We start from the raw sequence: 25733 nt of genomic DNA, 5'->3' as shown, positions 1-25733 counted from the left end.
CTGTGGACAGACCATACCGCATCCTGATTGTTGAAGACATTCCGACTGACGCCGAACTGAACGAGAGAGAAATAAAAAGCGTGCTCACCCACTGCGTCTTCGAAAGGGTCGAGACCGAGGCAGATTTTCTTCGGGCGCTTGATGAGTTTGCTCCGGACATCATTGTATCGGATTACATGATGCCCTCCTTTGACGGTATGACGGCGCTGCGATTAGCCCTGAAAAAAGCTCCCCTTACACCCTTCATAATCGTGACCGGCGCGATGAACGAAGACACTGCGGTAGACTGCATGAAAGCAGGCGCTGCCAACTATGTAATCAAACAGCACCTGAGGAGACTGGGGCCTGCGGTCGTCCATGCCCTTGAAGAAAAAACTGTGCGTATTGAACGGTTGCGCGCACGGGAGGAACTGAAGGCATCTGAAGACAGATACCGGATACTGTTTGAATATAATGCCGACGGCCTGCTGATTGCGGATATCGAGTCAAAGACCTTCCGCTATGCCAACAGGAAGATGTGCGAAATGCTCGGATACACCAGGGAAGAGCTCCTTTCCCTGAGTGTCCCGGACATCCATCCCGGCGAAGACCTTCCCCGGGTGCTCAAGGAATTCGAAATGCAGGCAAGGAAGGAAAAAACTCTGGTTGAGGATATCCCCTGCCTGCGCAAGGACGGCACGGTATTTCTTGCCGACGTAAATGCCACGCCTATGGAAATAGACGGCAGACCCTGTATGCTGGGAATGTTCCGTGACATTACAGCGCGCAAGCTTTCGGAAAAAAAGCTTCATGAGGAAGCGATCCGGCGAAATATCCTGATCGAACAGTCAAGGGACGGAATCGTAGTGCTTGACCAGAACGGGAAGGTATACGAGGCAAACAACGCATTTGCCGCAATGCTCGGATATTCTCCGGAGGAAGTCCATACTCTCCATGTATGGGACTGGGATCTGCGATGGAAGCCCGAAGAACTGCTCGAAATGATCCGCCTTGTCGATAACAAAGGGCAACACCTTGAGACACAGCACCGTCGCAAGGACGGCACATGGTATGACGTGGAAATCAGTACCAACGGAGCTGTGTGGGGGGATCAGAAGCTCGTATTCTGTGTATGCCGGGATATCTCTGCGCGCAAGGCAGCAGAAAGGGAGATGCAGAAACTTATGACCGCGGTAGATCATGCGGCAGACTGGATTCTCATCACCAACCGCGAGGGCTCAATTGAATACGTAAACAATGCAGTCACACACATATCGGGGTATACAAGGGAAGAGCTGATCGGGCAGAACCCGAGGATATTCAATTCCGGCAGGCATGACAACGATTTCTATAAAAACCTCTGGGAAACACTGCTTTCAGACAATACATTCCTTGGGATACTGATAAACAGAAAGAAAACCGGTGAGATATTTGAGCTCCATTACACAATAACTCCGCTGAAAGACGGGCAGGGAACCATTACCCATTTTGTGGGAACCGCAAAAGACATAACCCAACAGAAACTTCTGGAAGAGCGGCTCGAATACACTGCCTACTATGATCCCCTCACGGGACTGCCAAACAGGACTCTTTTTACCGACAGATTAACCAGGTCATTGGAAATCGCGAAAGAACAGGAGAAACTTATCGCGGTAGTGGCAATTGACATTGACAGATTCACTATGCTGAACGAAAACCTCGGATACAGGACGGGGGATGAACTGCTGAAGAGAGTAGGGAAAAGGCTCTCAGATGCCATATCCCGCGAGTGCACTGTAGCCCGTTTCGGCGCTGACAATTTCGGCATGGTGATCACCGATATCCAGCATTCTGAAGATCTGGTACTGTGTATGGAAAAAATATGGAATTCCATTCAAAAACCTTTCACAATATATCAGGAAGAAATAATCCTGACCCTGAGCATGGGAATCTCCCTGTTCCCGAATGACGGGGATACTACTGAAACCCTCATGAACAATGCAGATATCGCCCTGTCAAAGGCAAAATCGGGAGGGATGAACTCCTATCAGTTCTTTACCGCGGACATGAACATCAAAACGTCCGAATTCGTAAATCTCCAGCGGAGACTCTTCAATGCCCTGAAAGCACACGAATATACAATGCACTACCAGCCATATTTTGACATCAGCACCAGAAAAATGGTCGGCATGGAAGCGCTCCTCCGGTGGAACAGCCCTGAACTTGGATTCGTCTCACCGGCGCACTTCATCCCCATCCTTGAAGAGACAGGGATGATCGTCGATGTCGGCAACTGGATCATAGAAACAGTATGCAGGCAGATCAAAGAATGGATGGACAAGGGATTCAAACACAGGATCGTGCCTGTTTTTGTGAATCTCTCCCCGGTACAGTTCAGGCAGAAGAACTTAATGGAAAAGATTGTCCAGACTATCAGGAAAACCGGTATCTATCCGAGTTTCCTCGGGTTCGAGATCACGGAAACCAGCATAATGGAAGACATTGATTTTATCCGCAGCTTCATCACAGGGCTGAAGAAAGCGGGCATCTCGGTGCATATCGATGACTTCGGGACCGGTTATTCGTCCCTGAGCATGCTCAGGAGTCTGCCTGTCGACAGCCTGAAGATAGACCTGTCCTTCATCAGGGACCTGTCAAACAGTCCTGATGACGCTTCCATAGTGATCACGATAATATCAATGGCCCACAACCTGAATCTCAAAACTATTGCCGAGGGGGTTGAAACAGAAGAGCAGTGGAATATCCTCCGCATTCTGAAGTGTGATATGGCGCAGGGATATTACTTCAACAAACCCACGTCCGCGCAGGATGTGGAAAAATATTTTGGATAGCGGTTTTTCAGGCATAAAATAGAACGCCTCAAACAAGGGAGTTGCATTCCCCTGACAGGGAAAGATACCTTACAGGGAATAGCAATGCACCGCAGCGACCACACAGCCAAAGCGCATCTTGAATTCCCCGCACCCTTGTGGTATACAATGTAACCCGATTTTTGAAAGGAAATTACCATGAAGACCACCACTGCCTATATCATTACCTTTATCGCAAGCTTCTGCATTCTTGTGATAGAGATCGTTGCCGGACGGATCCTTGCGCCGTTTGTCGGAGTTTCGCTCTACACATGGACAAGCATCATCGGTGTGGTGCTTGCGGGCATAAGTGTCGGCGCTTACCTGGGAGGAAAACTTGCCGACCGTTTCCCGGGAAGAAAAACCCTTGGATGGCTTCTCCTTGTATCCGGAATTGCCACCCTCCTCATCTCTCCCGTAACGAATATTGTTGCAGGGTATCATTTTCCCGCAACACTCATGCTGCGCATCCTCATCGTCACAACAATCACGTTTTTTCTCCCGAGCTGCATCCTGGGAATGATCTCCCCGGTTGTGGTAAAACTTGCAGTCAACAATCTCGAACGCGTGGGAAACGTGGTCGGCAAGATATATGCGGTTTCAACTCTCGGATCAATCACCGGCACGTTTGCAGCAGGGTTCTTCCTGATATCCTGGATGGGCACCAGGAATATCATCCTGACAATAGGCGGCATCCTCATTCTTACCGCACTCCTGTGGGGCAGCTTGTTCAGAAAAGGAGCACGGGCCGCAGGTCTTCTCCTGATTCCTGCGCTTATCGTGATTTTCACCTACGACCTTGCGTTCAGGCCTCACCTCACCGCAGATACCTACTATTATACTGAAAGCGACTATTACACCCTGAAACTGAAAAAGGCCGTAAGCAGGGATGGTACCACACCGCTTCAGGCTCTGATACTGGATAACCTCGTCCATTCTTATGTGAATCTTGAAAACCCCCTCCACATTGAGTACCAGTACGAGAAAATTTATGCTGATGTGCTGAAATGGCGATTTCCGAAAGATTCTCCCCTCAGGACCCTTACCATCGGCGGGGGCGGATATACCTTCCCGAGATATTTGGAGACGTATTACCCTCATGCACACATCGATGTGATCGAAATCGATCCCGTAGTCACAAAAATCGTTTACACATACCTTGGCCTTCCGGAAAATACCCGTATCCGCTCATTCAACGACGACGGTCGCTGGTTCGTCATGAACTGCAGGGAAAAATATGATGTCATCTTTATCGATGCCTACAACGACCTTTCGATTCCCTATCACCTGACCACAAGGGAATTCGCGATGCAGTTACGGGATATCCTGAACCCGGATGGCATTCTGCTTACGAATATCATTGACGATTTTCAGAACGGTGCTTTTCTTCCTTCCTATATCAGGACACTGACAGAGGTCTTCGGTGAAGGGAACATTCATCTCATCTCGATCAGTCCCCGGTTCGAAAACATGGGCATAAGCACGTTTATCGTGCTTGCAGCAGGAGACTCCGTGCAGATACGCGATTTTTCCTCTTATATAGGCAGCAGGGGCGCACAGCACACATCTTCATCCATAGTGCCCGGGCATGTCATTGAGGGGTTCATGAAAAAGAACTATTCTGTAGTCCTCAGTGACGACTATGTACCGGTTGACAATCTCATTGCACCGGTATTTGAACAGAGGTTCGGGTATAACAGAAAAGACCGTTAGACATATTATTCATAGTTTTTCTGATTAAACTGCGGACGCTATTCCACGCTTCATGAATAATCTGGTTGAGCTGTTTGCACCGTGCGTTTTTAATGAGTACAGCGTTTTGCATTTTTTCTGCGGTATGATATAGTTTATATAATGCGCAATATTTCAAGAAAAGGAGGTTTTTTTATGAAAAAATCCTTTATTCTGGCAGCGTTTTTCCTCCTCATATGCTCTTTTTCAGCTTCGTCACAGGCTGCTACTTCTTCGATTGACAATCTTTGGGGCGGTGCGGGAATCGCATACTGGCAGGCGGGAAACGGTTGGGTATCGCTGATCAATATCCAGTCTGGTGATGTCTGTGCCCAGGTATATGTCGGGGTATATAACAGTAACGGAAACAAACTCATCGGGGTTACCATGCCGCTGAGACCGCTTGATAACGTGGGTATCTCTGTAGAAGGAGACGGAACCAATATCCAGCTTTTTGACTACAGTGACACTGCATATGGCGGGACACCAATTCTGAATGATGCAAGTGTCGGCCCTCCATTGGTGTTTTTTGCGCCTGCTGATGCCGACGGCATTCAGCGGGGCTATATGACCTTTGTTAAAACAAATGTCGGCTGTCTGGGAATTGGAGGAGCCCCTTCCGGCAACATCACAGGAAATTCTGCATATGTGTCCAATCATATCAACGTGCGTTCGGCTCTGCTGAATCCAAATAATGCGTTTGCGCTCAATGGATTCATGCTTCAGGGGTTTGCAAATATGGCTACGGTAAGAGAGAATACGGATTTCATCGACAGCACACTCTCTCCGAACGCCACCCGCCCCTGTGATTTGAACAATGACGGCGACACGATCGATAATTTTAACGTGATCGACGACATCAACGGTGCTGATATCGATTTTCCTGAGCTTCTTCTTACTTCGAACATTTCTCCCCAGCCCGGCATCGTCTGCGACTCCCCGGGATACAAAATCTATTCCGCGATCGGATCTTCAGACAACAAATACTGTGGCCGTTATAATGTAAACCCTTCAGTGGGATCACAGTCAAAACTGGTCATTGTTGCACCGCAGAGTGCTCAGGCTTCTGCTGCAGCGTTTTCGAGAAATCTGAATGTATATGCGTATAACGATGAAGGCGGATGGGTTTTTCAGGGGGGCATACCGTTTCATGTGGTCTCCGGCATTCCTTTTGGAGAAACAGGAATCAATATCGGAGCAGCAACAGCCGGAGAAGCCTGTTTCGAGACCTTCGTGCCTGTTGTCGGTTTTATCTTCACTGAAACCGCCTCATTTGCTGATCTCTACCCCCTCTACCGCGGTGGTGTCAATATCATGACGCTCAATAAAGATCTCATCGATAATGCGACTGATCATATTACCCTGCCTTAATGGTACCTGCTGCGTAACATGCGAAGGAACTCAGTGAGTTCCTTCGCGTTTCTCTTTCTCATGAAGATGCCTTTCGTATTGACCATCCTGTTCTCTCTTCTTGCCGTGCTTGCGTGTGTGCCTTCAGGGGTCAGGCCTGTTTCTCCCGGGGATCTGGCTGAAACAGTCAGCACGTTCTATGAGCTGAAAAAACAAGGGAAATTCGATGCAGCATGGCGTTTGGAGCGGATGTCCATCGAAAGTGATGAAAAAAGACGTGAAAACAACCGGAGGACATACGTGAGCAGGTCAGAAGGCGGCATTCAGCTTAAAGATTATGAAATCCTCGAAATCGGGAGGGAAGGAAGCGGCACAGATGGTCTCACTCCTGTCAGAGTAAAACTTGTTTCAGAATGGCCGTTGCTGCCCTTTCCGGTACCGGAAGGAGACAGGGTGACTGTCATGGAGGATCTCTGGGAAAATATCAATGGAAGATGGTATCATGTCGTAAGAGGAATAACGAAACTGTGGTAACACCTTGCAGGAGCTTCCTTGTCAGATACCCAGATGAATAGTTTTGTGCGGTTTTCTACATTCTAAAGATTGACAGTGTATCCAGTTCTGGTAAAATCATATGCAAGCAATATGAACCCGGATACAGTGATAAGAGCTGTCATTGCGAACGCAATGTGTGTGACAATTTCGTATAAAAACACCGTGCTTTCTCGTTGCACACTTAGAAGGAACCCTAATTGGCAGAGTTGGCTATATATCATTCCGTTTCTCATTCTTCTCTTCTTTCCACTGGTTGCTTCAGCCTCAGGTTCGTCAAAATCCCGCCCAATATCTGACTCTGTCTTCTGCATCAGCTGTCATGTCATGCAGGCAGAATATGACGCATGGCGGCATTCCTCTCACAGGAGAACCATGTGCGTCGACTGCCATAAGAGGATTTCCCATCAGCACACGGGACTGAGAACAACTTTGTAAAAGGAGGGATTTTATGAATACTACATCATATAGTTTCAAGGCGCTTCTGTTATTCTCTGTGATCGCGCTGTTTTTCTCTGCGTCTGTCCTCCCCAGAAAACCGAACCGGTCTCAGGCCTGTGAAGATCGCAGACGGGGAGATTGATCCGGCCAACTGGGGCAAAGCCTATCCTCTCCACTATGACCTCTGGAAAAATTCCGAGGAACCGACCGCGCCCGGCAAAAGCAAATATAAAAGGGGTTTTGATGCGGACAATATCGTGATGGTGTGCGCCCAGTGTCATGTTACGTATGATATTGTGAAGGATCAGGAAATGAAGTCAGTCGGCATTTACTTCCCATGGCAGGGCCTCATGAAAGCAGGCGTTGAAGTTCCGGTGAAGGTCGACCTTGAGCTGAAAAAGTATCTCGAAAACCGGGGCGAGAAAAAACTGCAATTCAATCCGAAGATGGAGATAAAGGATCCTTTCCGCGTCCAGGATATGTTTTAGCCGGGATAAGGACATGCAGAAACGGATGGAATGGGGAAAACATGCACTGTATGAATTTTCTTTCCGCATGGTTTCCCTGCTGCAGTTTTCGTCGTATAGTGACACACTGACGGACAGATAAACTTTTGTCCCTGATCACAGGGCAACAAGCCCCATATTCTCTGCGACACACACGATTTCCTTCAGCATTTCCCTGTCCTTTTCCGACATGTTAACAAATTCGACGCCAATGCGAGAGTATTCCCTGTCATCCCTTCTGAACGGCTGGCTTGTGACAATCCTTCCGAGGCACTTGATCACTTTCTGTTTCGACCGGTTGATTTCCATCACCAGTTTCTCTCCCGTCTGAAGCAAATCTTCACTCTCCACAAGCATACCGCTCAAACTGACGTTGATCAGCCTGAACTTCTCCTGACCATACAACACTGCTTTGTCAGGTGAGTGTATCTGAAATCTCACATATGCCCTGGTGCCGCTCAGGTAGCTGACGTCCGGGGTTCCCGTCTGCTCTTTCCTGAAGCCTTCGATGAAACCGTGTATCTCCGCCATCTTTTCTTTGCTCACATTATTGAATTTCATCCCGACCATATATGCTCCAGGGACGGTTTTTCCCTCCTCATGGAAAGAAGACCATTCAACACTGCCCGTGAGATTCAGGACCTTTCCCCTGCCTTCAAGCCGGAGCACATATTGCTTCCCCTTCATAAGCCTCCTCGATATCTTCAGTGCAATTCCGCCGACGCTCAGGTTCAGTATCTGCACCCTGCTGGTAAAAACCGTTCTTCCTTTCATGTTCATCACAGTTACCGCAACCCTCAGATTCCGTCTTCTCTCAACCATTCGTCACCTCATTCAAGTCTGTGAATACCTGCGGAAAAATGCGTTATGTTACCTTCTTGCCGGTCCGGTACGCATTCATGATCCCTGCTGCGACCTCTTCAATTGCCCTGTTCGAAACGTCAACAATTCTCCAGCGCGGATTCTCCCTGAAAAAATTCATGCTCCATTCAATTTCAGCGGATACCTGGATAGGGTCAGCATACTTTGCCTCTGCACCAAGTCCGAGATGCGCAAGGCGCGATTCTCTCAGCCTTACCAGGCTCTCGACATTTATGACAAGTGCAAAAACCTTCTTCTGTTTTATCCGAAAGAGCTCTTCGGGAACATCCATGGCAGGATGAACAGGAATATTGGCAACCTTCCATCCCTGATTCGCGAGGTATGTTGACAACGGCGTCTTGCCGGTTCTGGAAAGCCCTATGAGGATAATATCAGCGTCCTTCAGCCCCTGGGGCAATTTTCCGTCATCATGCTTTACCGAAAAGTTGATCGCCTCGATCCTCCTGAAGTATTCCTCATCCAGTATATACTGTCTCCCCGGAATTTCAAGGGGCTTTTCTTTGAGGAATATGGACAACTGCACAATAAAGTTGCCGATTACATCTATCGCCTTGATGCCGCGCCGTTCAGCCTCCTTAATCAGATAGTCCCTGAGAGTGGGCTGAACGATGCTGAAAGCGACCAGGGCATCATCATTCACCGCCTGTTTCATGATGCGGGATATATACTGTTCATCATTGACAAGAAAGCAAGTTTTCACCACAACGTTTTCCCGGTGAAACTGCGCCAAAGAAGCCCTCGCGATTCTGCTTATGGTCTCACCTGTGCCTTCACCGACAAGGTAAAGCACCTTTTTTCTGGGAAGCCTTTTTGAGGGCGATAGCTTTTTCATTTCACAATACCCCCCACACGCTTAAAAAACCCTTCCTGCAAGGTTTCTGAAAGCGTTCTCCGAATCTGTTCATTCTTTTCCCTTGAAGAAAAAGGTCGTATTTCCATTCCGCATCATCCTGAAACCTTCTGCATATTCCGAAGACAGCGGCTTCAGAATCAGATCGGCGGAGACCGCTCTTGAAAGCATTACCATATAAGGAACAAGCTCGGGAGGTGGTCGCATTGCATAGATCAGATCACACCCCCGGTATACATCATGATCAGGATCTGTGATATTATCGATAATCACCCTGATTCCCTCAAACCGGATCGTTCTTATGTCAGAGGCAAACACATTCACTCCCCTGTGTTTCAGGGCATAGGCAATATCGGGGAAATGCCCTATACCGATCTCCGCTGCGTCAGAATAGCGGTCTGCGATATAGTCCACCAGTCCTTCTATTCTTCTGCTGTTCTCCAAAAAAACACCTCTTCAAGCGGGATTTTCGCAATCTTTGGCCTGCTCTGCACCCCGAGTGCTTTTTCCATCAGGATTTTCTGCTCCAGGACAGCAACACTTTTCCTTGATGAGACAACCGTATCAGGGTTCACCGATATCGATGTTGCCCCGCACCGAATCATGAATTCCAGATAATCGGGGTATACGCTCGGAGCCTGTCCGCAAATTGAGGTGGTAACCCCGTATTTTCTGCAGACCGTCATGGTGTAGGCAATAGCCCTCAGGACGCCCAGATTCCGTTCATCATAAAGTTCCTGCACCGAGGTATCGTTCCTGTCCACACCAAGGACGAGCATAGTCAGGTCGTTTGTCCCGAAACTCACCCCATCGATACCTTCCCTGCAGAACTCTTCGATCATGAAAACCGCGCTCGGAACCTCAACCATAATCCAGAGCTGAAAGCTGCTGTCTGCTCTGTGGTCAAGCCCTTCCTCCCGCATAATACTCACCGTCTTCCTGAAAACATCGAGTGTCCTCACGAACGGAACCATGACCCAAATATTCGTGAGCCCCAGTTGTTCCCTTGCCTTCCTTATCGCCTGAAGCTCGAGCCGGAATATGTCATCTTCCTTTGCATACCTGTATTCCCCTCGATAGCCTATCATGGGGTTAGGCCCCACATTGTTCTTTTCATACTTTTCTCCACCGGGCAGTTCAAGGAACTCATCCGGCTTGAAATCGAGAAAGCGGTATACCACAGGCCGCGGAAAAAACGCCTCGGCCACCTGTCCAACCCCGTTCGCAAATTTATCAACCATATCCTTTGCCCCGCCCTCTTCGAGGATGAGTCTCGGATGCTTCCCGATACTGAGCATCAGATGTTCTGCCCTCATCAATCCGACGCCGTCCGCGCGGGTCTCCGTGGCGATCTTCTGCGCAATTTCGGGAATGGAAAGATTTACATATACTTTGGTAGCAGTAACGATTTGCGCGGAAAGATCCGCCGGTATTCCGGCAGCCTGCACCCCGGCCTCTTCCTTTCGCGCCAGTTCTCCCCTGAATACAAGTCCCCTTTGTCCGTCTATGGTGATAACCTGACCGTCCCTGAGAACTTTTGTCGCCTTTTCTGTCCCGACAATACAGGGGACGCCAAGTTCGCGGCTCACGATCGCCGCATGGCAGGTTTTACCGCCAAGGTTTGTTACGATGGCAGACGCGATCTTCATGGCCGGAACCCAGTCCGGCGTGGTCATTTCAGTCACCAGGATCTCACCCTGCTGGAACTTTGAGATTTCCCTGACATTCAGAATAACCCTGACTTTTCCTGAAGCCTGGCCGGGACTTACCCCGATTCCTTTCATGAGTATCTCTTGTTCCATGATCTCCTTCCTTTCTCCGGCTTTTGCCTGTTTCACCGCGCCGTGAACTGTTTCCGGCCTTGCCTGGAGTATGAATATTTTCCCTCTGTCATCAACGGCCCATTCAATATCCTGGGGAACTCCGTAATGCGTTTCGATCTGGGCGCCGTATTGCGCGAGGCGTACGATCTGTTCATCAGTGATCGTCTGCACATCCTGACGGTCTTTCGGCACCGCCTCCCATTTTGTCCCGCCCTTCCTGTCAGAGGTAATCTGCCGTTCCTTCCTCACAACCTGCCGTTCATCTATTTTGAAATTCTTTTTCCTCACCACATATTCATCCGGCGTCACCTGTCCGCTCACAATAGCCTCTCCGAGACCCCATGACGCATTGATAACAATCCTGTCCTCGGCACCGCTGACAGGTTCTATCGTAAACATGACACCTGAAGTCTGTGAGAATATCAGTTCCTGCACAGCAACGCTGATGAGGACTTCGTCGGCAGAAAATCCCTTTTCCTTCCGGTACACAATAGCCCGCGGGGTAAAAAGTGAGCTCCAGCACTTCTTTATACTTTCCAGAAGGTTTTTCTGCGTAATATTCAGAAATGTATCCTGCTGTCCGGCAAAACTGGCTCCCGGAAGATCTTCGGCTGTCGCAGAGGAGCGCACCGCGACCGCAAGATTATCCCTTCCCGATGTTCTGCAAAGTTCCCGGTATTTCTGCAGAATCTCTTTTTCCATTTCCTTCGGCATCGGAAGGCCTTCAATATATTTCCTTATCTTTTCCGATGTATCCTGCAAAGACTTCATATCAGACGGATCAATCGAGGAAAGAAGTGACTCAATCTTTCTGTGTGCCTTTGTTTTGTCAAGAAATGCCTTGTATGCCAGTGCTGAAACGGCAAACCCGTCCGGAACCGGAACCCTGACCTTTCCGATCAGCTCGCCGAGGTTGGCGCATTTCCCTCCCACAATCGGAATATCTTCTTTGGCCAGATCCCTGAACCATAACACCACGTTCTGCTTCCGCATAATCATTACCTCCTTTCCCTGCTGCTGCTGCTGTTGTTGTTTTCCTGTCTGTTTTCTATTATCTTGTTTGCCACTTCCTCTATGGAACTGTGGGTCACATCGATCACCTGCAATCCTTTTATCCGGCCGAAAATCCTGTTACAGAACTCCAGCTCCTTTTTTATATGCGTAACATCAAGATAATCGGTAGCCCCTGCGTATTTCATCCTCCGTTCCCGTATGAAGGCAAGTCTCTCGGGAGCGATGGTGAGACCAACCTTCTGGATACCCAGTCTGAAGATTTCCTCCGGAGGGCTCATGCCCTCGATGATGGGCACATTTGCAACCTTCAGATTGTTGTTGCATGAGAGGTAGAGACTTGTAGGCGTCTTGGAGGTCCTTGATACTCCGAGAAGCACGAGGTCCGCCTGTTCAAGGGTATCAACACCCTGCCCGTCATCATGCCGCAGGGTAAAGTCGATTGATTCCGCAAGCCGGATAGATTCTTCCCCGACCCTCTTGAGAATACCCGGACTGAATGTAGGGATCAGGTTCCACATCCTGCCAAGCCTTTCGAGCAGTGGTCCGAGGATATCAATCGCCATAATATTCATCTTGCGTTTCTCTCTCCGGACCCACGACCTGAGTTCCTGGGAAACAAGAGAATAAATCACGATGCCCTGCACTTCCGCTGCCTGTACAAGTATCGCCTTCACCTGTTCCCTTGTTTTGATATAAGGGAATTTCTTGAAAACCGGGTCTATCTCCCTGAACTGCACCAGCACCGCGCTGATTACCATCTCAGCAGTCATACCCGTCGCATCAGATACAATATATACGTGGACTTTTCTTTTTTTCAAAGCTCTTCTTCCGCTTCCTTTTTGCGTTTTTCAATCAGTTATACCCGGCCAGCTATCTATCGCATCAACGGACCTCACTACATGCATCCCTGCCTTTGCATATCTCGCAAACGCAGCATCCGCGAGGTCTGTGTAATCTATGACTCCGGGAACCACTACCGGGGACGTGCAGTCTTCGAGCAGATATACCTTCCTGACAAGACTCCTGTCCTGATCCAGAATGTCATGCAGAAGGTCGTCAATAGTCCAGGCCACACAATGACTCTTGGCCTCTCCGGCAATGACGACCGCATCATATTCAAGGAGTTTCTTGAAGAATTTTTCACTCTTCTGGCCGATCACTTCACCCTTCACCCCCTGCCGCACCTCCGGACCGAGGACTGAGTAATGCTCGGTGAAAGGCCTGTCTCCCTTGACATGAAAATCCGGCTGACTGTACCGTGCCATGCAGTGGAAGAAAATCGCCTCCTCTACGGATGCAACGAGCGCATGTCCTGTTCCGCCGAGCATCCCGTGATAGGGCCATATGGTCAGTGCATATTTGCCCCCCTCTTTCAGTTTCCTCGCATAGTAAAGAAGGTGTCTCTGTCCGTAATCCTCGCTGATGTGCAGACTGAAACAGAGCGCCTGATTGAATTTCCATACCCCGTTCTCGATATCTTCAACGGAAATGAGAGAAAACGGCTCGGGGTGTTTCCCCCTGTCATTGACAAGATATACGGGATGAAAAATCTGCATCGCCTGATGTGTATCCATTGTCGGGCAGATCTGGGTTATCGCACTGAGGTTTCGGTAAATGAATTCGCATAACCTCCGGTTGTCGTCGACCGCGCCCGTTCCTGAGCGCCCGCCAACATATAATTCAAACCCGGGGATGCAGAAGGTATTCTGGACATCTACCGCTACGAGGCAGATCCTGAATCTGTCATGTGAAGCCGGCCTGATATGATTGTAGGCAGCCCATTTCTCTGCCTCGCGTGCAAGTTCCTGGTAAGGAACCTTCCGGACTTCGCCGACCCCTGAAGGGTTGAAATGAGGCGGGACAGGGAGTTCACTGCGAGGCATATGAAACCTCCTTGGGTCGTTGCCGGGTAACCTACACGGCTTTCAGTTTTTCTTTCAGTGCGTTTTCCACGATGTCCGGAACAAGCCCCTTCACAGAACCTCCGAATAACGCTACCTCTCTTACGATACTCGATGTCAGGAACCCGTATTCTTCATTCGGCATCATGAACACAGTCTCGATATTGGCATCCAGCCTTCTGTTGATATGAGCCATTTGGAGTTCATACTCAAAATCAGATATGGCCCTCAGTCCGCGGAGAATGGCATTTCCGTTCTTCTCCCGCACATACAGGACAAGCAGGCCGTCGAATGCCTCGACCCTTGTCCCCTTCATGCCCTTCACTGCAGTCCTGATCATTTCAAGTCTTTCTTCCAGGGTAAAGAGGGGCTGCTTCTTCCTGCTCGGGGCAACCGCGATAATCACCTCGTCGAAAAAACCCAGCGCTCTCTTCACGAGGTCAAGGTGTCCGTTCGTTATCGGGTCAAAAGTTCCGGGATAAATCGCCGTGGTTTTCATGTCCCGTTTCCTTTGTACAGTGTCAGAACAGTATCTCCGTACCGGTAGCTTCTCTCTCTTCTCAAGTGTCCGGCTTCCTCAGGCATTTCCCTCTTGAAAAAATGCTCGACGACTACCACCCCTCCTTCTTGCAGCAGGCCTTCCTTTCCGATCACAGGGAGTATCTTTTCCAGATCTTCTGAATGATAGGGCGGGTCCAAAAAAAGTATGTCAAAACTCTCATGCTCAGCCGACATTCTCATAAGGAAGGTATGCGCCCTGCCCTTCACCACTACCGCCCTGCGCTGAAATCCCAATTCTTCAACAATCTTTCTGATTGCCCTGATGCGTGTCTCATCAGGCTCAACAAAGAATGCCTTTCCGGCACCCCGGGAAAGCGCCTCAAGTCCCACGGTTCCGGTCCCTGCAAAGAGATCCAGGAAACGTGATCCTTCAATTCTGTTCCGAAGTATATCGAACAGCGCTTCTCTTACTTTTGATGAGGTTGGCCTGAGCCGTTCTCCGGCGGACTTTCCTGCAAGAAGCCTGTGTGCGGCAGTCCGTCTCCCCTTTGCCGTTCCGCCCGAGATTTTCATTTATATATATATTACTAAAAGTTACATGACGCTGCAAATTGTGCAACAGGCATACCGCAAGGCAATGCGGACTTCCGGATTTGCTGCGTTCCTGGTGTGATGTCCAAACTGATCAGGAATCCCTCGGAAGGGGATTCGCAATGAAACTTCTCTGAACGGCATTGGTTCTGATCTTTACAATCCTTCCATGCACCTCTAGGCTGCCTTCTGCAAACAGCCGAATCGCTTCAGGGTATATCCGGTGTTCAAGGGCAAGTATCCTTTCGGACAGGCTTTCCTCGGTATCGCCATCATACACCGGAACTGCAGCCTGTATGATGATCGGGCCGGTGTCCATGCCTTCGTCAACGAAATGTACCGTACATCCTGAAATCTTCACACCGTATTCAACAGCCTGTCTCTGCCCGTGCAGACCAGGAAACGAGGGCAGAAGTGCGGGGTGAATATTCATGATTTTGTTTGCAAACGCATCGATCAGCGGCTTGCCGACGATTCTCATAAACCCTGCAAGGACTACCAGATCAACAGCTCTGCTTCTCAGTTCTCTGCTGATCTCTTCATAGAATTCATCCCTCGAACCATATTTCGCGGGATGCAGCACGAGATGCTCGATATTCCGGGACTTCGCTCTTTCGATGGCATACGCAGAGGGGTTGTCAGTAATGAGAACAGCAATAGCAGCGTCCAGAGTGTTATTGTCGATTGAATTGATGATCGACTGAAAATTCGAGCCTCTGCCTGATGCAAGAACCCCGATTCTTAGTGGCGAAATATCAGCCTCCCCTGCTATAACCTGACTTCTATGCGGGCATTTTCCCGTAAGCCCTTGATCCAGCTGCTGTATTTTTCCCGAAAACGTTCCTCCGCAAGCTGCTTTCTCACGTCTTCCCGCAATTCATCCGGCTTCCTGCTGTCTTTTTTCTCATCACGCATGAGAATATGCAGTCCCCTGTCACTCCAGAAAGGTTCGCTGAACTCCCCCTGCTTCATTTCTTTCAGTCTGTCAATGAATTCCTTCGCCATCAAGTCTTTTCTGATATGCCCAAGGTCTCCTCCCTGGGACGCAGAAGGATCCTCAGAATATTCCCTCGCCAGAACGGCAAAATCCTCTCCTGCCTTCAGTCGCTGCATAACAATCAGGGCTTTTTCTTCGATCCCTTTTTTCCCTGATTCATCCTGAGGTTTTTTGAAAAATATCTGTCTGATTCTGAAAGTTTCCCCGTCATTCAGAAGTTGCCTGTTCGCCTGCATATATTTTGAAATCTCATCATCAGAAACCACAACCTTGTTTCTGATCTGCTGGTTTATAACCTGACTGAGAAGAAGCTGTTCGCCGAGCCTTGTTTTATACTCTTCAAAGGATAACCCCTCCTGCTTCAGGGACTCCCTGAGTGTCTCCTCGGAAAGTGAGTATTTCTTCCTGATATTCTCAACAGCCTCCGCAATCTCCCTGTGGCTCACTTCAAATCCAAGTCTTCTCGCTTCCTGTATCTGGAGTCTGAAATCGATAAGTTTTTCAAGAAAAAGCGCTTCATTTTCCTTGAATATTTTCACCCTTTCCTGGTCGCTCAGGGACTTCACCTGTTCACTTGCCTCTGATTCCATCATCTTGTAGAGATCGCTCCAGGTAATCACTTCCTTGTTCACTACTGCAACGACGCGATCGAGAAGAACCGCGGAAGAGCAAAAGCCCGGAACAAAAAAGGTTATCGAGAGAAAAATAGCCGAAAAGAACGCACGCAAAGATGTTTTCCTTAACAAATGAAGCTCCTGTGAACGCAAGTCTTCCGGAAATTTCCGGAGAATATTTTTATACCATAACGTGACAGGCAAACACAATCATTAGCATCAGCTTATTTTTATTGTAAGGACAGCAGCATTATGGTAAAATACAGACCTTCCCTCAACCCATGGAGGGATTCTTTTTCTATAAGCGGTCTTCACTGAAAATGTTATGATTATTCCAGTTACTCATGAATTAATAAGAATGGTGTCGTTCCGGCGAATCGGGAATCCTTCCGAAGGAAGGCTCCGGACAATTCTGCGTCTCACAGCAACGGAGTGACCGCATAGTGTCACCGTTCGTATGGTTTTCGCAGTGCATGCATCTGCCGGAGACTGCACGAACAGAAGAGAGAATCATTATGGAAGAAACCCTTGAACAAATACTGCGCAACTACACACAGACTGACCTGAACATTATCACCATTCTTCAGGACATCGAAAACATTTTCGGGTATATCCCTGAAGAAGCGGTGTACTGGTTTTCAAGAAAGCTCGATATCCCGGCCAGCCGTTTCTTTGGAACTGCAACGTTTTACTCCCAGTTTCATCTCAAGCCGCGTGGCAAAAACATCATTACTGTCTGCCGCGGAACTGCATGCCATGTGAAAGGCTCAGAGAGGCTGATAAACCGGCTCAGGCTTGAACTCGATATCCCGAATGACGATGACACCTCATCCGATTCCAGATTCACGCTGGAAAAGGTGAATTGCATCGGAGCCTGCGGCATTGCCCCGGTTACGATCGTAAACCGTCAGGTGCACGGCAACATAACCCTTGGCAAGCTCATGAAACAGATAAAGAAAATCAAGTCAAGTGAATAATGAGCAAAGACATTATCATAAAAGTATGTACCGGTACCAGTGGAGTCGCCTCAGGCGGGGAAGAGGTTCTTTCAGCTTTTCAGCATGCCATTGCTTCTGCGGGAATACAGGCAACTTTTTATGAAAGATGCTCGGCACGGAAAGTCGGCTGCAAGGGATTCTGCACGAAAGATGTCCTTGTAGACGTCATCATCAACGGCGAAAAGACAACCTATAAACATATCACCAAAGATATGGTGCCGAAAATCTTTTCCGAGCACATCCTGAACGGAACTCCGGTCTCGGGATGGATGGTCGAAGACGAATTCCATACGTTCCACTCCCGGCAGAAAAAAGTAATCCTCTCCCAGTGCGGTGAAATCGACCCTGAGGATATCGATGACTACATATCGGCGAACGGGTATGAAGCCTCCAGAAAGGCGCTCACTTCGATGGAGCCGCGCGAGATCATTGACACCGTAAAAAAATCAAACCTGCGCGGGAGGGGAGGAGGCGGCTTCCCTACAGGGCTTAAATGGGAACTCGCGTCGAGGTTCAGATCGGACATCAAGTATGTGATCTGCAACGGAAACGAAAGCGATCCCGGCGCATTCATGGATACCTCGGTCATGGAGGGAAACCCTCACGCGATCATTGAGGGAATGATTATATGCGCGAAGGCGACCGGTTCACATCACGGCTATATCTATGTCAAGTCAGAATATTCACTGGCGGTAAAACGACTCAAGAGGGCGATCACGCAGTGCTATGAGAAGGGATTTCTCGGCAGGGGAATTTTCGGAACGGATTTTGACTTTGACTTGAAGATATTTCAGGGTGCCGGCGCGTTCGTGTGCGGCGAGGCTACAGCCCTCATGCGCTCAATTGAAGGAAAGCGCGGCATGCCGAGCGCAAAATTATGGAGGTCTGCAGAAAAAGGACTGTGGGACAGACCCACGGTGCTGAACAATGTCGAAACATTTGCAAACATCCCCCAGATTATCGCACACGGTGCAGGCTGGTTCAGAAGCCTCGGCACCGACAGAAGCGGAGGTACCAAAGTCTTTTCACTCTCGGGAAAGATTAATAACACCGGCCTCATTGAGGTGCCGCTCGGCACGCCTCTCCGGGAAATAATCTTCGACATCGGGGGTGGTATTGAGGGAGGAAAGTCCTTTAAAGGGGTGCAGGTAGGAGGCCCTTCGGGTGGCTGCATCCCCGCGGAACTTCTGGATACCGAAGTTGACTATGAATCACTTGCGCAGGCCGGTTCTATCATGGGGTCCGGCGGCATGGTCGTCTTTGATGAGACGAGCTGCATGATCAATACCGCAAAGTTTTTTCTTGAAATCACCCAGACAGAATCATGCGGCAAATGCATCCCGTGCAGAATCGGGACAAAAAGGATGCTCGAAATACTGGAAAGAATCACATCCGGAAACGGGAAAGAAGAAGATATCCTTCTCCTCGAGGAACTCGGACAGTATATCAGGGCGGCTTCCCTGTGCGGGCTCGGAATGACTGCTCCCAATCCCGTTCTCAGCACGCTCAGGTATTTCAGAAACGAATATGAGGCTCATATCAGGGACAGGAGATGCCCTGCTGCCGTATGCAGGGAGTTGATAACGTTCTCGATCCTTGAGGAGTCCTGTCCCGGCTGTGGCGCCTGCAAACGGGCATGTCCCGCGGATGCGGTAAGAGGGACAAGAAAATCTCCTCACAGGATTGATATGGATATGTGCATTAAGTGCGGCACTTGTTATGATGTATGCAAATTCAGGGCAGTCACGAAAGTGTAGCAAAGCAGAGGTTAGGCGTGACAAACAATGAGAAGATATCTGAAAATCTTTTTCCTTCCAGGGAGTTCAGAAGCACTGCTGCGTGCATGTCATTCCCGCCTGTAGGGAAATTTTCAGGGAAACGATATTCCGGACGCGCCAGAATGACAGAAGAGGGATTTCATCATGTTTTTGCTAAGGGCATGTTATGGTGACGCTCAGGATAGACGGCAAAAAAATCACGGTGAGGAAATTGTCGACAATCCTCGATGCTGCGAGAAAACTTGACATTCCCATACCCACACTGTGCCATCACCCCGATCTTTCGCCGTTCGGAGGGTGCAGGCTCTGTTTGGTCGAAATTAAAGGTTCCCGGAAACCTGTGACCGCGTGCACAACGTTCGCGAAAGAGGGAATGGAGGTAAGAACGACAAGCCCATACATAGAGAAACTGAGAAGAACAACCCTCGAGCTTATACTCTCAGACCATCCTACAGACTGCATGGTCTGCGAAAGGGCCGGTGACTGCAAGCTTCAGGAACTGGCCTATTTCTACGGAATACGGGAAAACCGTTTCTTTGGCGAAAGAAGAACATATGCGAAAAAAGACAACAACCCTTTCATCGACAGGGATATGGAAAAATGCATCCTGTGCGGTAAATGTGTACGCATCTGTGATGAAATACAGGGTGTCGGCGCGATCGACTTTGCATACCGCGGGATGAAAACAAAAATCTGTCCACCTTTCGAAAAAGACCTGAACTGCGAGTTCTGCGGTCAATGCGTTGCAATCTGCCCTACTGGCGCGCTTACAGGCAAGATGTGGGCCCAGAAGGGAAGACAGAATTTCAGCGAAGTTGATACCATCTGCCCCTACTGCGGCTGCGGCTGCAATATCACACTGCATGTGTGGCGCAATGAGGTAAGAAGAGTCTCTTCCAGGGAAGACACAGTCAATGAAGGTTGGCTCTGCGCGAAAGGCAGATTCGGGTACGGATTCATCAGCAGCAGCGACAGACTCACAAAACCACTGATTAGAATTGCCCCCAAAGATGAAGATACCTCCGGCAAGGTTCTGACAACGCGTGGCCAGGAAAAACTGAAAGGATATTCACGGTTCAGAGAAGTCTCGTGGGATGAGGCACTGGATCATATCGCAGAGAGATTCAGGGATATAAAAGCTGCACACGGACCCGACTCGATCGGCGGGCTTTCCTCAGCGCGGTGCACAAACGAGGAGAATTACCTTTTTCAGAAATTCATGAGGGCTGTCATCGGAACAAACAACGTCGATCATTGTGCGCGCTACTGACACAGTTCCTCTGTGGCCGGTCTGGCCAGAGTCTTCGGTTCCGGTGCAATGACAAACTCAATAGCCGAGATAGAGAATCATGATCTCATTTTTGTAATCGGCTCCAACACCACGGAGGCCCACCCGATCATCGGACTAAGAATGAAAAAAGCGGCAAGAAGGGGTGCTGACATTATCGTGGCCGACCCCAGAAAGATCGACCTTGTGAGGTTTTCTTCGGTGTGGCTGCAGCAGAGGCCGGGTACTGATGTCGCGCTCCTGAACGCCATGATGCACGTAATAATCAGGGAGGGACTTGTCGACAACAAGTTCATAAAAGAACGCACGGAAGGATATGAAGCACTGAAGGATTCCCTCGCGGAGTATACCCCTGAAGAAGGAGAGAGGATTACAGGAGTGCCGAAAGGAGATATCATTAAGGCAGCCCTTCTTTACGGGTCGGCCGTCCGCCCGGGTATTTACTATACCATGGGCATTACCCAGCACACCCATGGAACAGAAAATGTGTTTGCCATCGCCAATCTTGCACTCATGACCGGCAATCTCGGAAGGGAAAGCACCGGGGTAAATCCGCTGAGAGGACAGAATAATGTCCAGGGTGCGACCGACATGGGATGCATACCGGATTTCTATCCCGGGTATCAAAGAACCACTATCCCCGGAGTGAAAGAAAAATTTCAGGCTGCATGGGGCAGTCAACTCTCCGACAGACCCGGCCTGACCGCCACTGAGATGACACAGGCGGCCCTGAAGAAAAAACTCAGGGCAATGTATATCATGGGGGAAAACCCTGTCCTGAGCGACCCGGATATGCACCATACTGTCAGGGCTCTCAGGAATCTGGATTTCCTGGTGGTTCAGGATATCTTCCTGACCGAAACTGCTGAATTCGCGGATGTGGTGCTGCCTGCAGCATGCTTTGCAGAAAAGGACGGCACATTCACCAATACATCGCGGACGGTTCAGAGAATCCGGAAGGCACTGGCGCCTCCGGGGGAAGCAAGGGAAGATTCCCACATTATCATTGACCTGTCAAAACGTCTCGGCTTTGAGATGAATTACAGCCTTATTGAGGATGTTTTGCACGAAACAGGAAAACTCTGGCCGGCATTGGCCGGTATCACCTATAAAAGAATATCCCGGCATGGACTCCAGTGGCCATGTCCTACAAAAAACCATCCCGGCACACAATATCTCTTTAAGGGAGGTTTTCCAAGAGGCAAGGCCGCATTTACCGCCGTCCATTACAGACCTTCTGAAGAACTTCCCGACAGCCGGTATCCTTTCATTTTTACCACGGGAAGAGTACTGTTTCAGTATCATACGGGAACCATGACAAGACGTGTTGATGCAATCAACATAATATCTCCTGCAGCATATATCGAGATGCATCCCGAGGATGCGGAAATGCTGGGATTTGCCGATGGGGATATGGTCAGGGTTTCCTCCAGAAGAGGATCTGTGGACACGCAGGTAAGAATTTCCGGCAGGCCATCCAAAGGGGTGCTTTTTATGCCTTTTCACTTCAGTGAAGCCGCTGCCAACATACTGACAAACACTGCATCTGACCCGATATCCAGAATACCCGAACTCAAGGTGTGCGCGGTTAACGTAAAACATACAGACCAAAAAAAATATGTACGTAAAAGGAGGGAGTATCATGATTAGCCAGAAAGTATTGAAACAGCAGGTTCTGCTGCAGGAAATGGACACCCCGGGACTGAACAAGATCGCAAAGATTGTGAAGCAGATTTCACTCAAGAAGAGCGAACCTCTCTTCAAGGAAACGGATGAAACTCAGGGGTTGTGGATGATCCAGTCGGGGAAAATAGAGATTTCCCGGGTAACCGCAGATGGCTGGAGACAAACGCTTGTTGTGCTTCCGGCAGGTCATTTTTTCGGAGAGCTTTCCATTCTCGAGAACAGAAAGCACGTTGCTTCCGCGGTAGCGCTTGAAGACACGGAACTCCTGCTGATACCGAAAGAGGAATTCGAACGAATGATGGACGAAGACTGCACACTGGCCCTCTGTATAGTCAAAAAAATTGCGATAGCCATGAGCAAAAACCTGCGGAGGATGAACGACAAGTTCCTGAGTGCACTGATCAGCTACTAAGGGCTTTCTTTACAATATCGTTGCGGGAAATCATGGCAAAAGCTGTTCACTGCGGGATTCCTCGCGTTGCTTCGGTCGCCGAACTGTAAAGATATCCGGCTGACAGGTCATGAAGATGCACGAATACAGAACCCAGCAGCCAGCCCGGAGTATTTTTTCTGTACGTGCTGACCGCTGTTCTGATTACTATTAAGAGAGGAGGACGTAACTATGCCGCTTGATCCAACAAAATATGCAGACTGGGAGATTGCAGAAGCAGCAGAAACGGGCATGAAGACAGTCTACCAGCTGGCAGAGGAACTCGATCTGCAAAAACAGGAGCTTCTTCCCCATGGTCATTATGTCGCAAAAGTGGATTTCAAGAACATCCTTAACCGCCTCAACGACAAACCTGACGGGAAATACATTAATGTTACCGCAATCACCCCCACTCCACTCGGAGAAGGTAAATCGACAACCACGATGGGGCTGACTCAGGGGCTTGGAAAACGAGGCAAAAAGGTCATTGCCGCCATCAGGCAACCTTCCGGCGGTCCCACGATGAACATTAAAGGATCAGCTGCCGGCGGCGGCCTTTCGCAATGCATCCCGCTGACCCCTTTCTCTCTCGGTCTTACCGGAGATATCAATGCGATCATGAATGCGCATAACCTCGCCATGGTAGCCCTCACCTCACGCATGCAGCATGAATTCAACTACAATGATGAACAGCTCGGAAAGCGTAACCTGAAACGCCTGAACATTGATCCGAGAAACGTTGAGATGAAGTGGATCATGGATTTCTGCGCACAGGCCCTCAGAGAGATAATAATAGGCATCGGTGGCAAGATCGACGGGTTTATGATGAGTTCCGGCTTCGCAATTGCCGTTTCGTCCGAAATCATGGCTATCCTTGCAGTATCAAAAGACCTCAGGGATATGCGCGAGAGGATGGGAAAGATCGTAGTCGCCTATGACAAAAACGGCAGGCCGGTAACCACAGAAGACCTCGAAGTCGCCGGAGCAATGACCGCCTGGATGGTCGAGGCGCTGAACCCCAATCTCATGCAGAGCATCGAGGGCCAGCCCGTTCTTGTCCATGCGGGACCCTTCGCCAACATTGCCATCGGCCAGTCTTCCATCATCGCCGATAGGGTCGGACTTAAACTCGGGGATTACCACATCACTGAATCGGGGTTCGGCGCAGATATCGGGTTTGAGAAGTTCTGGAATCTGAAATGCCGTTTTTCCACTCTCAAGCCTCATGCTGCAGTCATAGTCTCCACAATACGGGCACTGAAATGTCATGGCGGCGCTCCTATCCCGGTGCCGGGAAAACCGATGCCCGAAGAATACAGGAGTGAAAATGTCGGATGGGTCGAGAAGGGATGTGAAAACCTCATCCATCATATCAGCACCGTGAAAAAAGCCGGAATAAATCCGGTCGTCTGCATTAACGCGTTCTATACAGACACGGACAATGAAATCAATGCCATAAGGAGACTTGCCGAGAAAGCAGGGGCGCGTGTCGCGCTTTCCAAACACTGGCAGTATGGCGGCGAAGGCGCCTTTGAGCTTGCAGATGCAGTCATTGACGCATGCAATGAACCGAATGATTTCAGGTTCCTGTACGACCTTTCCACACCTCTTCGGCAGCGTATCGACATGATCGCGAAGGAGGTCTATGGCGCTGATGGTGTTGAGTATTCGTCGGAAGCACTGGCAAAAGTCAAAAGGATGGAAGAAGATCCCGAGATACAGACCCTCGGCACCTGCATGGTGAAGACCCACCTGAGCCTTTCTGACAATCCGAATATGAAAGGAGTGCCAAAAGACTGGAAACTCTTTGTCCGGGATATTCTCACCTATAAAGGTGCCGGTTTTGTCGTTCCTGTAGCCGGGGCTATCAAACTGATGCCGGGAACCGCTTCTGACCCTGCATACAGACGTGTTGATGTTGATGTTGATACCGGTAAAGTTAAGGGATTGTTTTAGAATAATATTCCAGTATATAATTCATGAGGACAACCGTTGTGGTTGTCCTCTTTTATATTGCGCATGAAAAAAGTCGGATTTCTCTACGATAATATTTTTCTGAAACATGAAATGCCGCCGGGGCATCCTGAATCCCCGCAGAGGCTGCTCAGGATACTTGATACCCTGAAAAAATCTGAAATCTGGGATCAGCTCATCCATCTTAACCCGCGACGCGCTGCAAAAGAAGACATTCTACAGGTCCACACCAAAGATTATTTTGACAGAATAAGCGGTTTTACCGGTTACTACGACGGGGACACATACGTCTCGGAAAATACATTCGAGGCGGCACTGTATGCTGCGGGTTCTGTGATTGAAGCGATAGAGAGATGCAAAAAAGGCGAGATTGACAGGGCATTCTGTGCTGTCAGGCCGCCGGGGCATCACGCTGAATCCGGCAGGGCAATGGGGTTCTGCATATTCAATAATATTGCAGTAGGCGCGCGTTTTGCACAGAAAATCGGTTACAACAGGGTTTTCATCATTGATTTCGATGTACACCACGGAAACGGAACACAGCACATTTTCGAGGAAGACGACACGGTCTTCTTTTTCAGTACTCATCAGTACCCGCACTATCCGGGAACAGGAAACGATACTGAAAGGGGTAAAGGTAAAGGCGAGGGATTTACTTACAACATCGCAATGCCATTAGGATCGGGAGACAAAGACTATTACTATGCCTACCGGGATATCCTTCCCAGGCTCATCAAGAATTTCCGGCCCGACATTATTCTTGTTTCAGCCGGGTACGATATTCATGTCAGTGACCCTCTTTCCGGAATCAAGATAACAAATGAAGGCATGAGAAGCATCATTAGGGGGATTCTCCTCAGGAGAACCACCACGTACCTTCCTTCACTGCCATATGTGTTTGCCCTCGAGGGCGGGTATAATCTTCCGGCACTCAGTGAATCGGTTCTGCAAACACTGAAAGAGCTACTGGAAGACTAACAGAATATTTTCTTTTCCCT

At 49.2% G+C, this 25733-nt stretch carries 21 protein-coding genes and 1 pseudogene; 12 read left to right on the top strand and 10 right to left on the bottom strand.

The window, feature by feature from the left end; all coding sequences use genetic code 11:
* The first annotated feature begins 2 nt into the window (after positions 1-2).
* From AB1552_04355 to AB1552_04330, 6 genes and pseudogenes are all read left to right on the top strand, one after another.
* Positions 3-2810 (top strand): EAL domain-containing protein, encoded by a 2808-nt coding sequence (locus AB1552_04355; protein MEW6053009.1) that lies wholly within the window; start codon positions 3-5, stop codon positions 2808-2810.
* Between the two features lie 177 nt (positions 2811-2987).
* Positions 2988-4541: a fused MFS/spermidine synthase gene (locus tag AB1552_04350; protein ID MEW6053008.1), complete on the top strand. Its 1554-nt coding sequence runs from the start codon at positions 2988-2990 to the stop codon at positions 4539-4541.
* A 174-nt stretch (positions 4542-4715) separates the two neighbouring features.
* Entirely contained in the window at positions 4716-5930 is a 1215-nt protein-coding gene (locus AB1552_04345) for a hypothetical protein (GenBank protein MEW6053007.1), read from the top strand.
* Between the two features lie 33 nt (positions 5931-5963).
* Positions 5964-6443 (top strand): hypothetical protein, encoded by a 480-nt coding sequence (locus AB1552_04340; GenBank protein MEW6053006.1) that lies wholly within the window; start codon positions 5964-5966, stop codon positions 6441-6443.
* A 540-nt stretch (positions 6444-6983) separates the two neighbouring features.
* Positions 6984-7153, top strand: a pseudogene (locus tag AB1552_04335) (ammonia-forming cytochrome c nitrite reductase subunit c552).
* A gap of 9 nt (positions 7154-7162) precedes the next feature.
* Positions 7163-7390, top strand: a complete 228-nt coding sequence (locus AB1552_04330; protein ID MEW6053005.1) for an ammonia-forming cytochrome c nitrite reductase subunit c552 — start codon at positions 7163-7165, stop codon at positions 7388-7390.
* Positions 7391-7525: 135 nt separating this feature from the next.
* Here the strand turns inward: AB1552_04330 and AB1552_04325 are convergent, their stop codons facing one another.
* The 10 genes from AB1552_04325 to AB1552_04280 all read right to left on the bottom strand — a co-directional run bounded on the left by AB1552_04325 (position 7526) and on the right by AB1552_04280 (position 16713).
* Entirely contained in the window at positions 7526-8230 is a 705-nt protein-coding gene (locus AB1552_04325; protein ID MEW6053004.1) for a PilZ domain-containing protein, read from the bottom strand.
* A 43-nt stretch (positions 8231-8273) separates the two neighbouring features.
* Positions 8274-9122 carry a pyruvate, water dikinase regulatory protein gene (locus tag AB1552_04320; protein MEW6053003.1) on the bottom strand — a complete coding sequence of 283 codons (849 nt, stop codon included), beginning with the start codon at positions 9120-9122 and terminating at the stop codon, positions 8274-8276.
* Positions 9123-9191: 69 nt separating this feature from the next.
* Positions 9192-9584 (bottom strand): UPF0146 family protein, encoded by a 393-nt coding sequence (locus AB1552_04315; protein MEW6053002.1) that lies wholly within the window; start codon positions 9582-9584, stop codon positions 9192-9194.
* Positions 9563-11956, bottom strand: coding sequence for a phosphoenolpyruvate synthase (ppsA, locus tag AB1552_04310; GenBank protein ID MEW6053001.1), 2394 nt, complete (start codon positions 11954-11956; stop codon positions 9563-9565). Before ppsA ends, AB1552_04315 begins: the two co-directional genes overlap by 22 nt.
* 5 nt (positions 11957-11961) lie before the next feature.
* Complete coding sequence (locus AB1552_04305) at positions 11962-12795, bottom strand: pyruvate, water dikinase regulatory protein (protein MEW6053000.1); 834 nt, start codon at positions 12793-12795, stop codon at positions 11962-11964.
* A 30-nt stretch (positions 12796-12825) separates the two neighbouring features.
* Positions 12826-13860 carry an isochorismatase gene (locus tag AB1552_04300; GenBank protein MEW6052999.1) on the bottom strand — a complete coding sequence of 345 codons (1035 nt, stop codon included), beginning with the start codon at positions 13858-13860 and terminating at the stop codon, positions 12826-12828.
* A 31-nt stretch (positions 13861-13891) separates the two neighbouring features.
* Complete coding sequence (gene coaD / locus AB1552_04295; GenBank protein ID MEW6052998.1) at positions 13892-14377, bottom strand: pantetheine-phosphate adenylyltransferase; 486 nt, start codon at positions 14375-14377, stop codon at positions 13892-13894.
* Positions 14374-14952 carry a 16S rRNA (guanine(966)-N(2))-methyltransferase RsmD gene (rsmD, locus tag AB1552_04290; protein MEW6052997.1) on the bottom strand — a complete coding sequence of 193 codons (579 nt, stop codon included), beginning with the start codon at positions 14950-14952 and terminating at the stop codon, positions 14374-14376. The genes coaD and rsmD overlap by 4 nt, the downstream gene beginning before the upstream one ends.
* 112 nt (positions 14953-15064) lie before the next feature.
* Entirely contained in the window at positions 15065-15709 is a 645-nt protein-coding gene (purN, locus tag AB1552_04285; GenBank protein ID MEW6052996.1) for a phosphoribosylglycinamide formyltransferase, read from the bottom strand.
* 29 nt (positions 15710-15738) lie between these two features.
* Entirely contained in the window at positions 15739-16713 is a 975-nt protein-coding gene (locus AB1552_04280) for a peptidylprolyl isomerase (GenBank protein MEW6052995.1), read from the bottom strand.
* A 311-nt stretch (positions 16714-17024) separates the two neighbouring features.
* Between AB1552_04280 and AB1552_04275 the strand changes: the two genes are divergently transcribed.
* The 6 genes from AB1552_04275 to AB1552_04250 all read left to right on the top strand — a co-directional run bounded on the left by AB1552_04275 (position 17025) and on the right by AB1552_04250 (position 25713).
* A complete protein-coding gene (locus AB1552_04275) occupies positions 17025-17558 on the top strand; it encodes an NAD(P)H-dependent oxidoreductase subunit E (protein MEW6052994.1) in 534 nt (177 codons plus the stop codon).
* Positions 17558-19336, top strand: a complete 1779-nt coding sequence (locus AB1552_04270; protein ID MEW6052993.1) for an NADH-ubiquinone oxidoreductase-F iron-sulfur binding region domain-containing protein — start codon at positions 17558-17560, stop codon at positions 19334-19336. The genes AB1552_04275 and AB1552_04270 overlap by 1 nt, the downstream gene beginning before the upstream one ends.
* Positions 19337-19523: 187 nt before the next feature.
* Positions 19524-22295, top strand: coding sequence for a formate dehydrogenase subunit alpha (gene fdhF, locus AB1552_04265; protein MEW6052992.1), 2772 nt, complete (start codon positions 19524-19526; stop codon positions 22293-22295).
* Positions 22288-22743 carry a cyclic nucleotide-binding domain-containing protein gene (locus AB1552_04260; GenBank protein ID MEW6052991.1) on the top strand — a complete coding sequence of 152 codons (456 nt, stop codon included), beginning with the start codon at positions 22288-22290 and terminating at the stop codon, positions 22741-22743. The genes fdhF and AB1552_04260 overlap by 8 nt, the downstream gene beginning before the upstream one ends.
* Positions 22744-22953: 210 nt before the next feature.
* Complete coding sequence (locus AB1552_04255; protein ID MEW6052990.1) at positions 22954-24717, top strand: formate--tetrahydrofolate ligase; 1764 nt, start codon at positions 22954-22956, stop codon at positions 24715-24717.
* A gap of 63 nt (positions 24718-24780) precedes the next feature.
* Positions 24781-25713: a histone deacetylase gene (locus AB1552_04250; GenBank protein MEW6052989.1), complete on the top strand. Its 933-nt coding sequence runs from the start codon at positions 24781-24783 to the stop codon at positions 25711-25713.
* The last annotated feature ends 20 nt before the right edge of the window (positions 25714-25733 follow it).

The sequence above is a fragment of the Nitrospirota bacterium genome, assembly GCA_040754395.1.
Classification (GTDB): Bacteria; Nitrospirota; Thermodesulfovibrionia; order Thermodesulfovibrionales; family SM23-35; genus JBFMCL01.
This window is presented reverse-complemented; position numbering and strand designations above follow the sequence as displayed.

Excerpts from the sequence above, each read along its gene's own strand:
- AB1552_04350 (MEW6053008.1), top strand. The coding sequence starts at position 2,988 with ATGAAGACCACCACTGCCTATATCATTACCTTTATCGCAAGCTTCTGC.
- AB1552_04345 (MEW6053007.1), top strand. The coding sequence starts at position 4,716 with ATGAAAAAATCCTTTATTCTGGCAGCGTTTTTCCTCCTCATATGCTCT.
- AB1552_04330 (MEW6053005.1), top strand. The coding sequence starts at position 7,163 with ATGGTGTGCGCCCAGTGTCATGTTACGTATGATATTGTGAAGGATCAG.
- AB1552_04325 (MEW6053004.1), bottom strand. The coding sequence starts at position 8,230 with ATGGTTGAGAGAAGACGGAATCTGAGGGTTGCGGTAACTGTGATGAAC.
- AB1552_04320 (MEW6053003.1), bottom strand. The coding sequence starts at position 9,122 with ATGAAAAAGCTATCGCCCTCAAAAAGGCTTCCCAGAAAAAAGGTGCTT.
- ppsA (MEW6053001.1), bottom strand. The coding sequence starts at position 11,956 with ATGCGGAAGCAGAACGTGGTGTTATGGTTCAGGGATCTGGCCAAAGAA.
- AB1552_04300 (MEW6052999.1), bottom strand. The coding sequence starts at position 13,860 with ATGCCTCGCAGTGAACTCCCTGTCCCGCCTCATTTCAACCCTTCAGGG.
- coaD (MEW6052998.1), bottom strand. The coding sequence starts at position 14,377 with ATGAAAACCACGGCGATTTATCCCGGAACTTTTGACCCGATAACGAAC.
- rsmD (MEW6052997.1), bottom strand. The coding sequence starts at position 14,952 with ATGAAAATCTCGGGCGGAACGGCAAAGGGGAGACGGACTGCCGCACAC.
- AB1552_04270 (MEW6052993.1), top strand. The coding sequence starts at position 17,558 with ATGAGCAAAGACATTATCATAAAAGTATGTACCGGTACCAGTGGAGTC.
- AB1552_04260 (MEW6052991.1), top strand. The coding sequence starts at position 22,288 with ATGATTAGCCAGAAAGTATTGAAACAGCAGGTTCTGCTGCAGGAAATG.
- AB1552_04255 (MEW6052990.1), top strand. The coding sequence starts at position 22,954 with ATGCCGCTTGATCCAACAAAATATGCAGACTGGGAGATTGCAGAAGCA.
- AB1552_04250 (MEW6052989.1), top strand. The coding sequence starts at position 24,781 with ATGAAAAAAGTCGGATTTCTCTACGATAATATTTTTCTGAAACATGAA.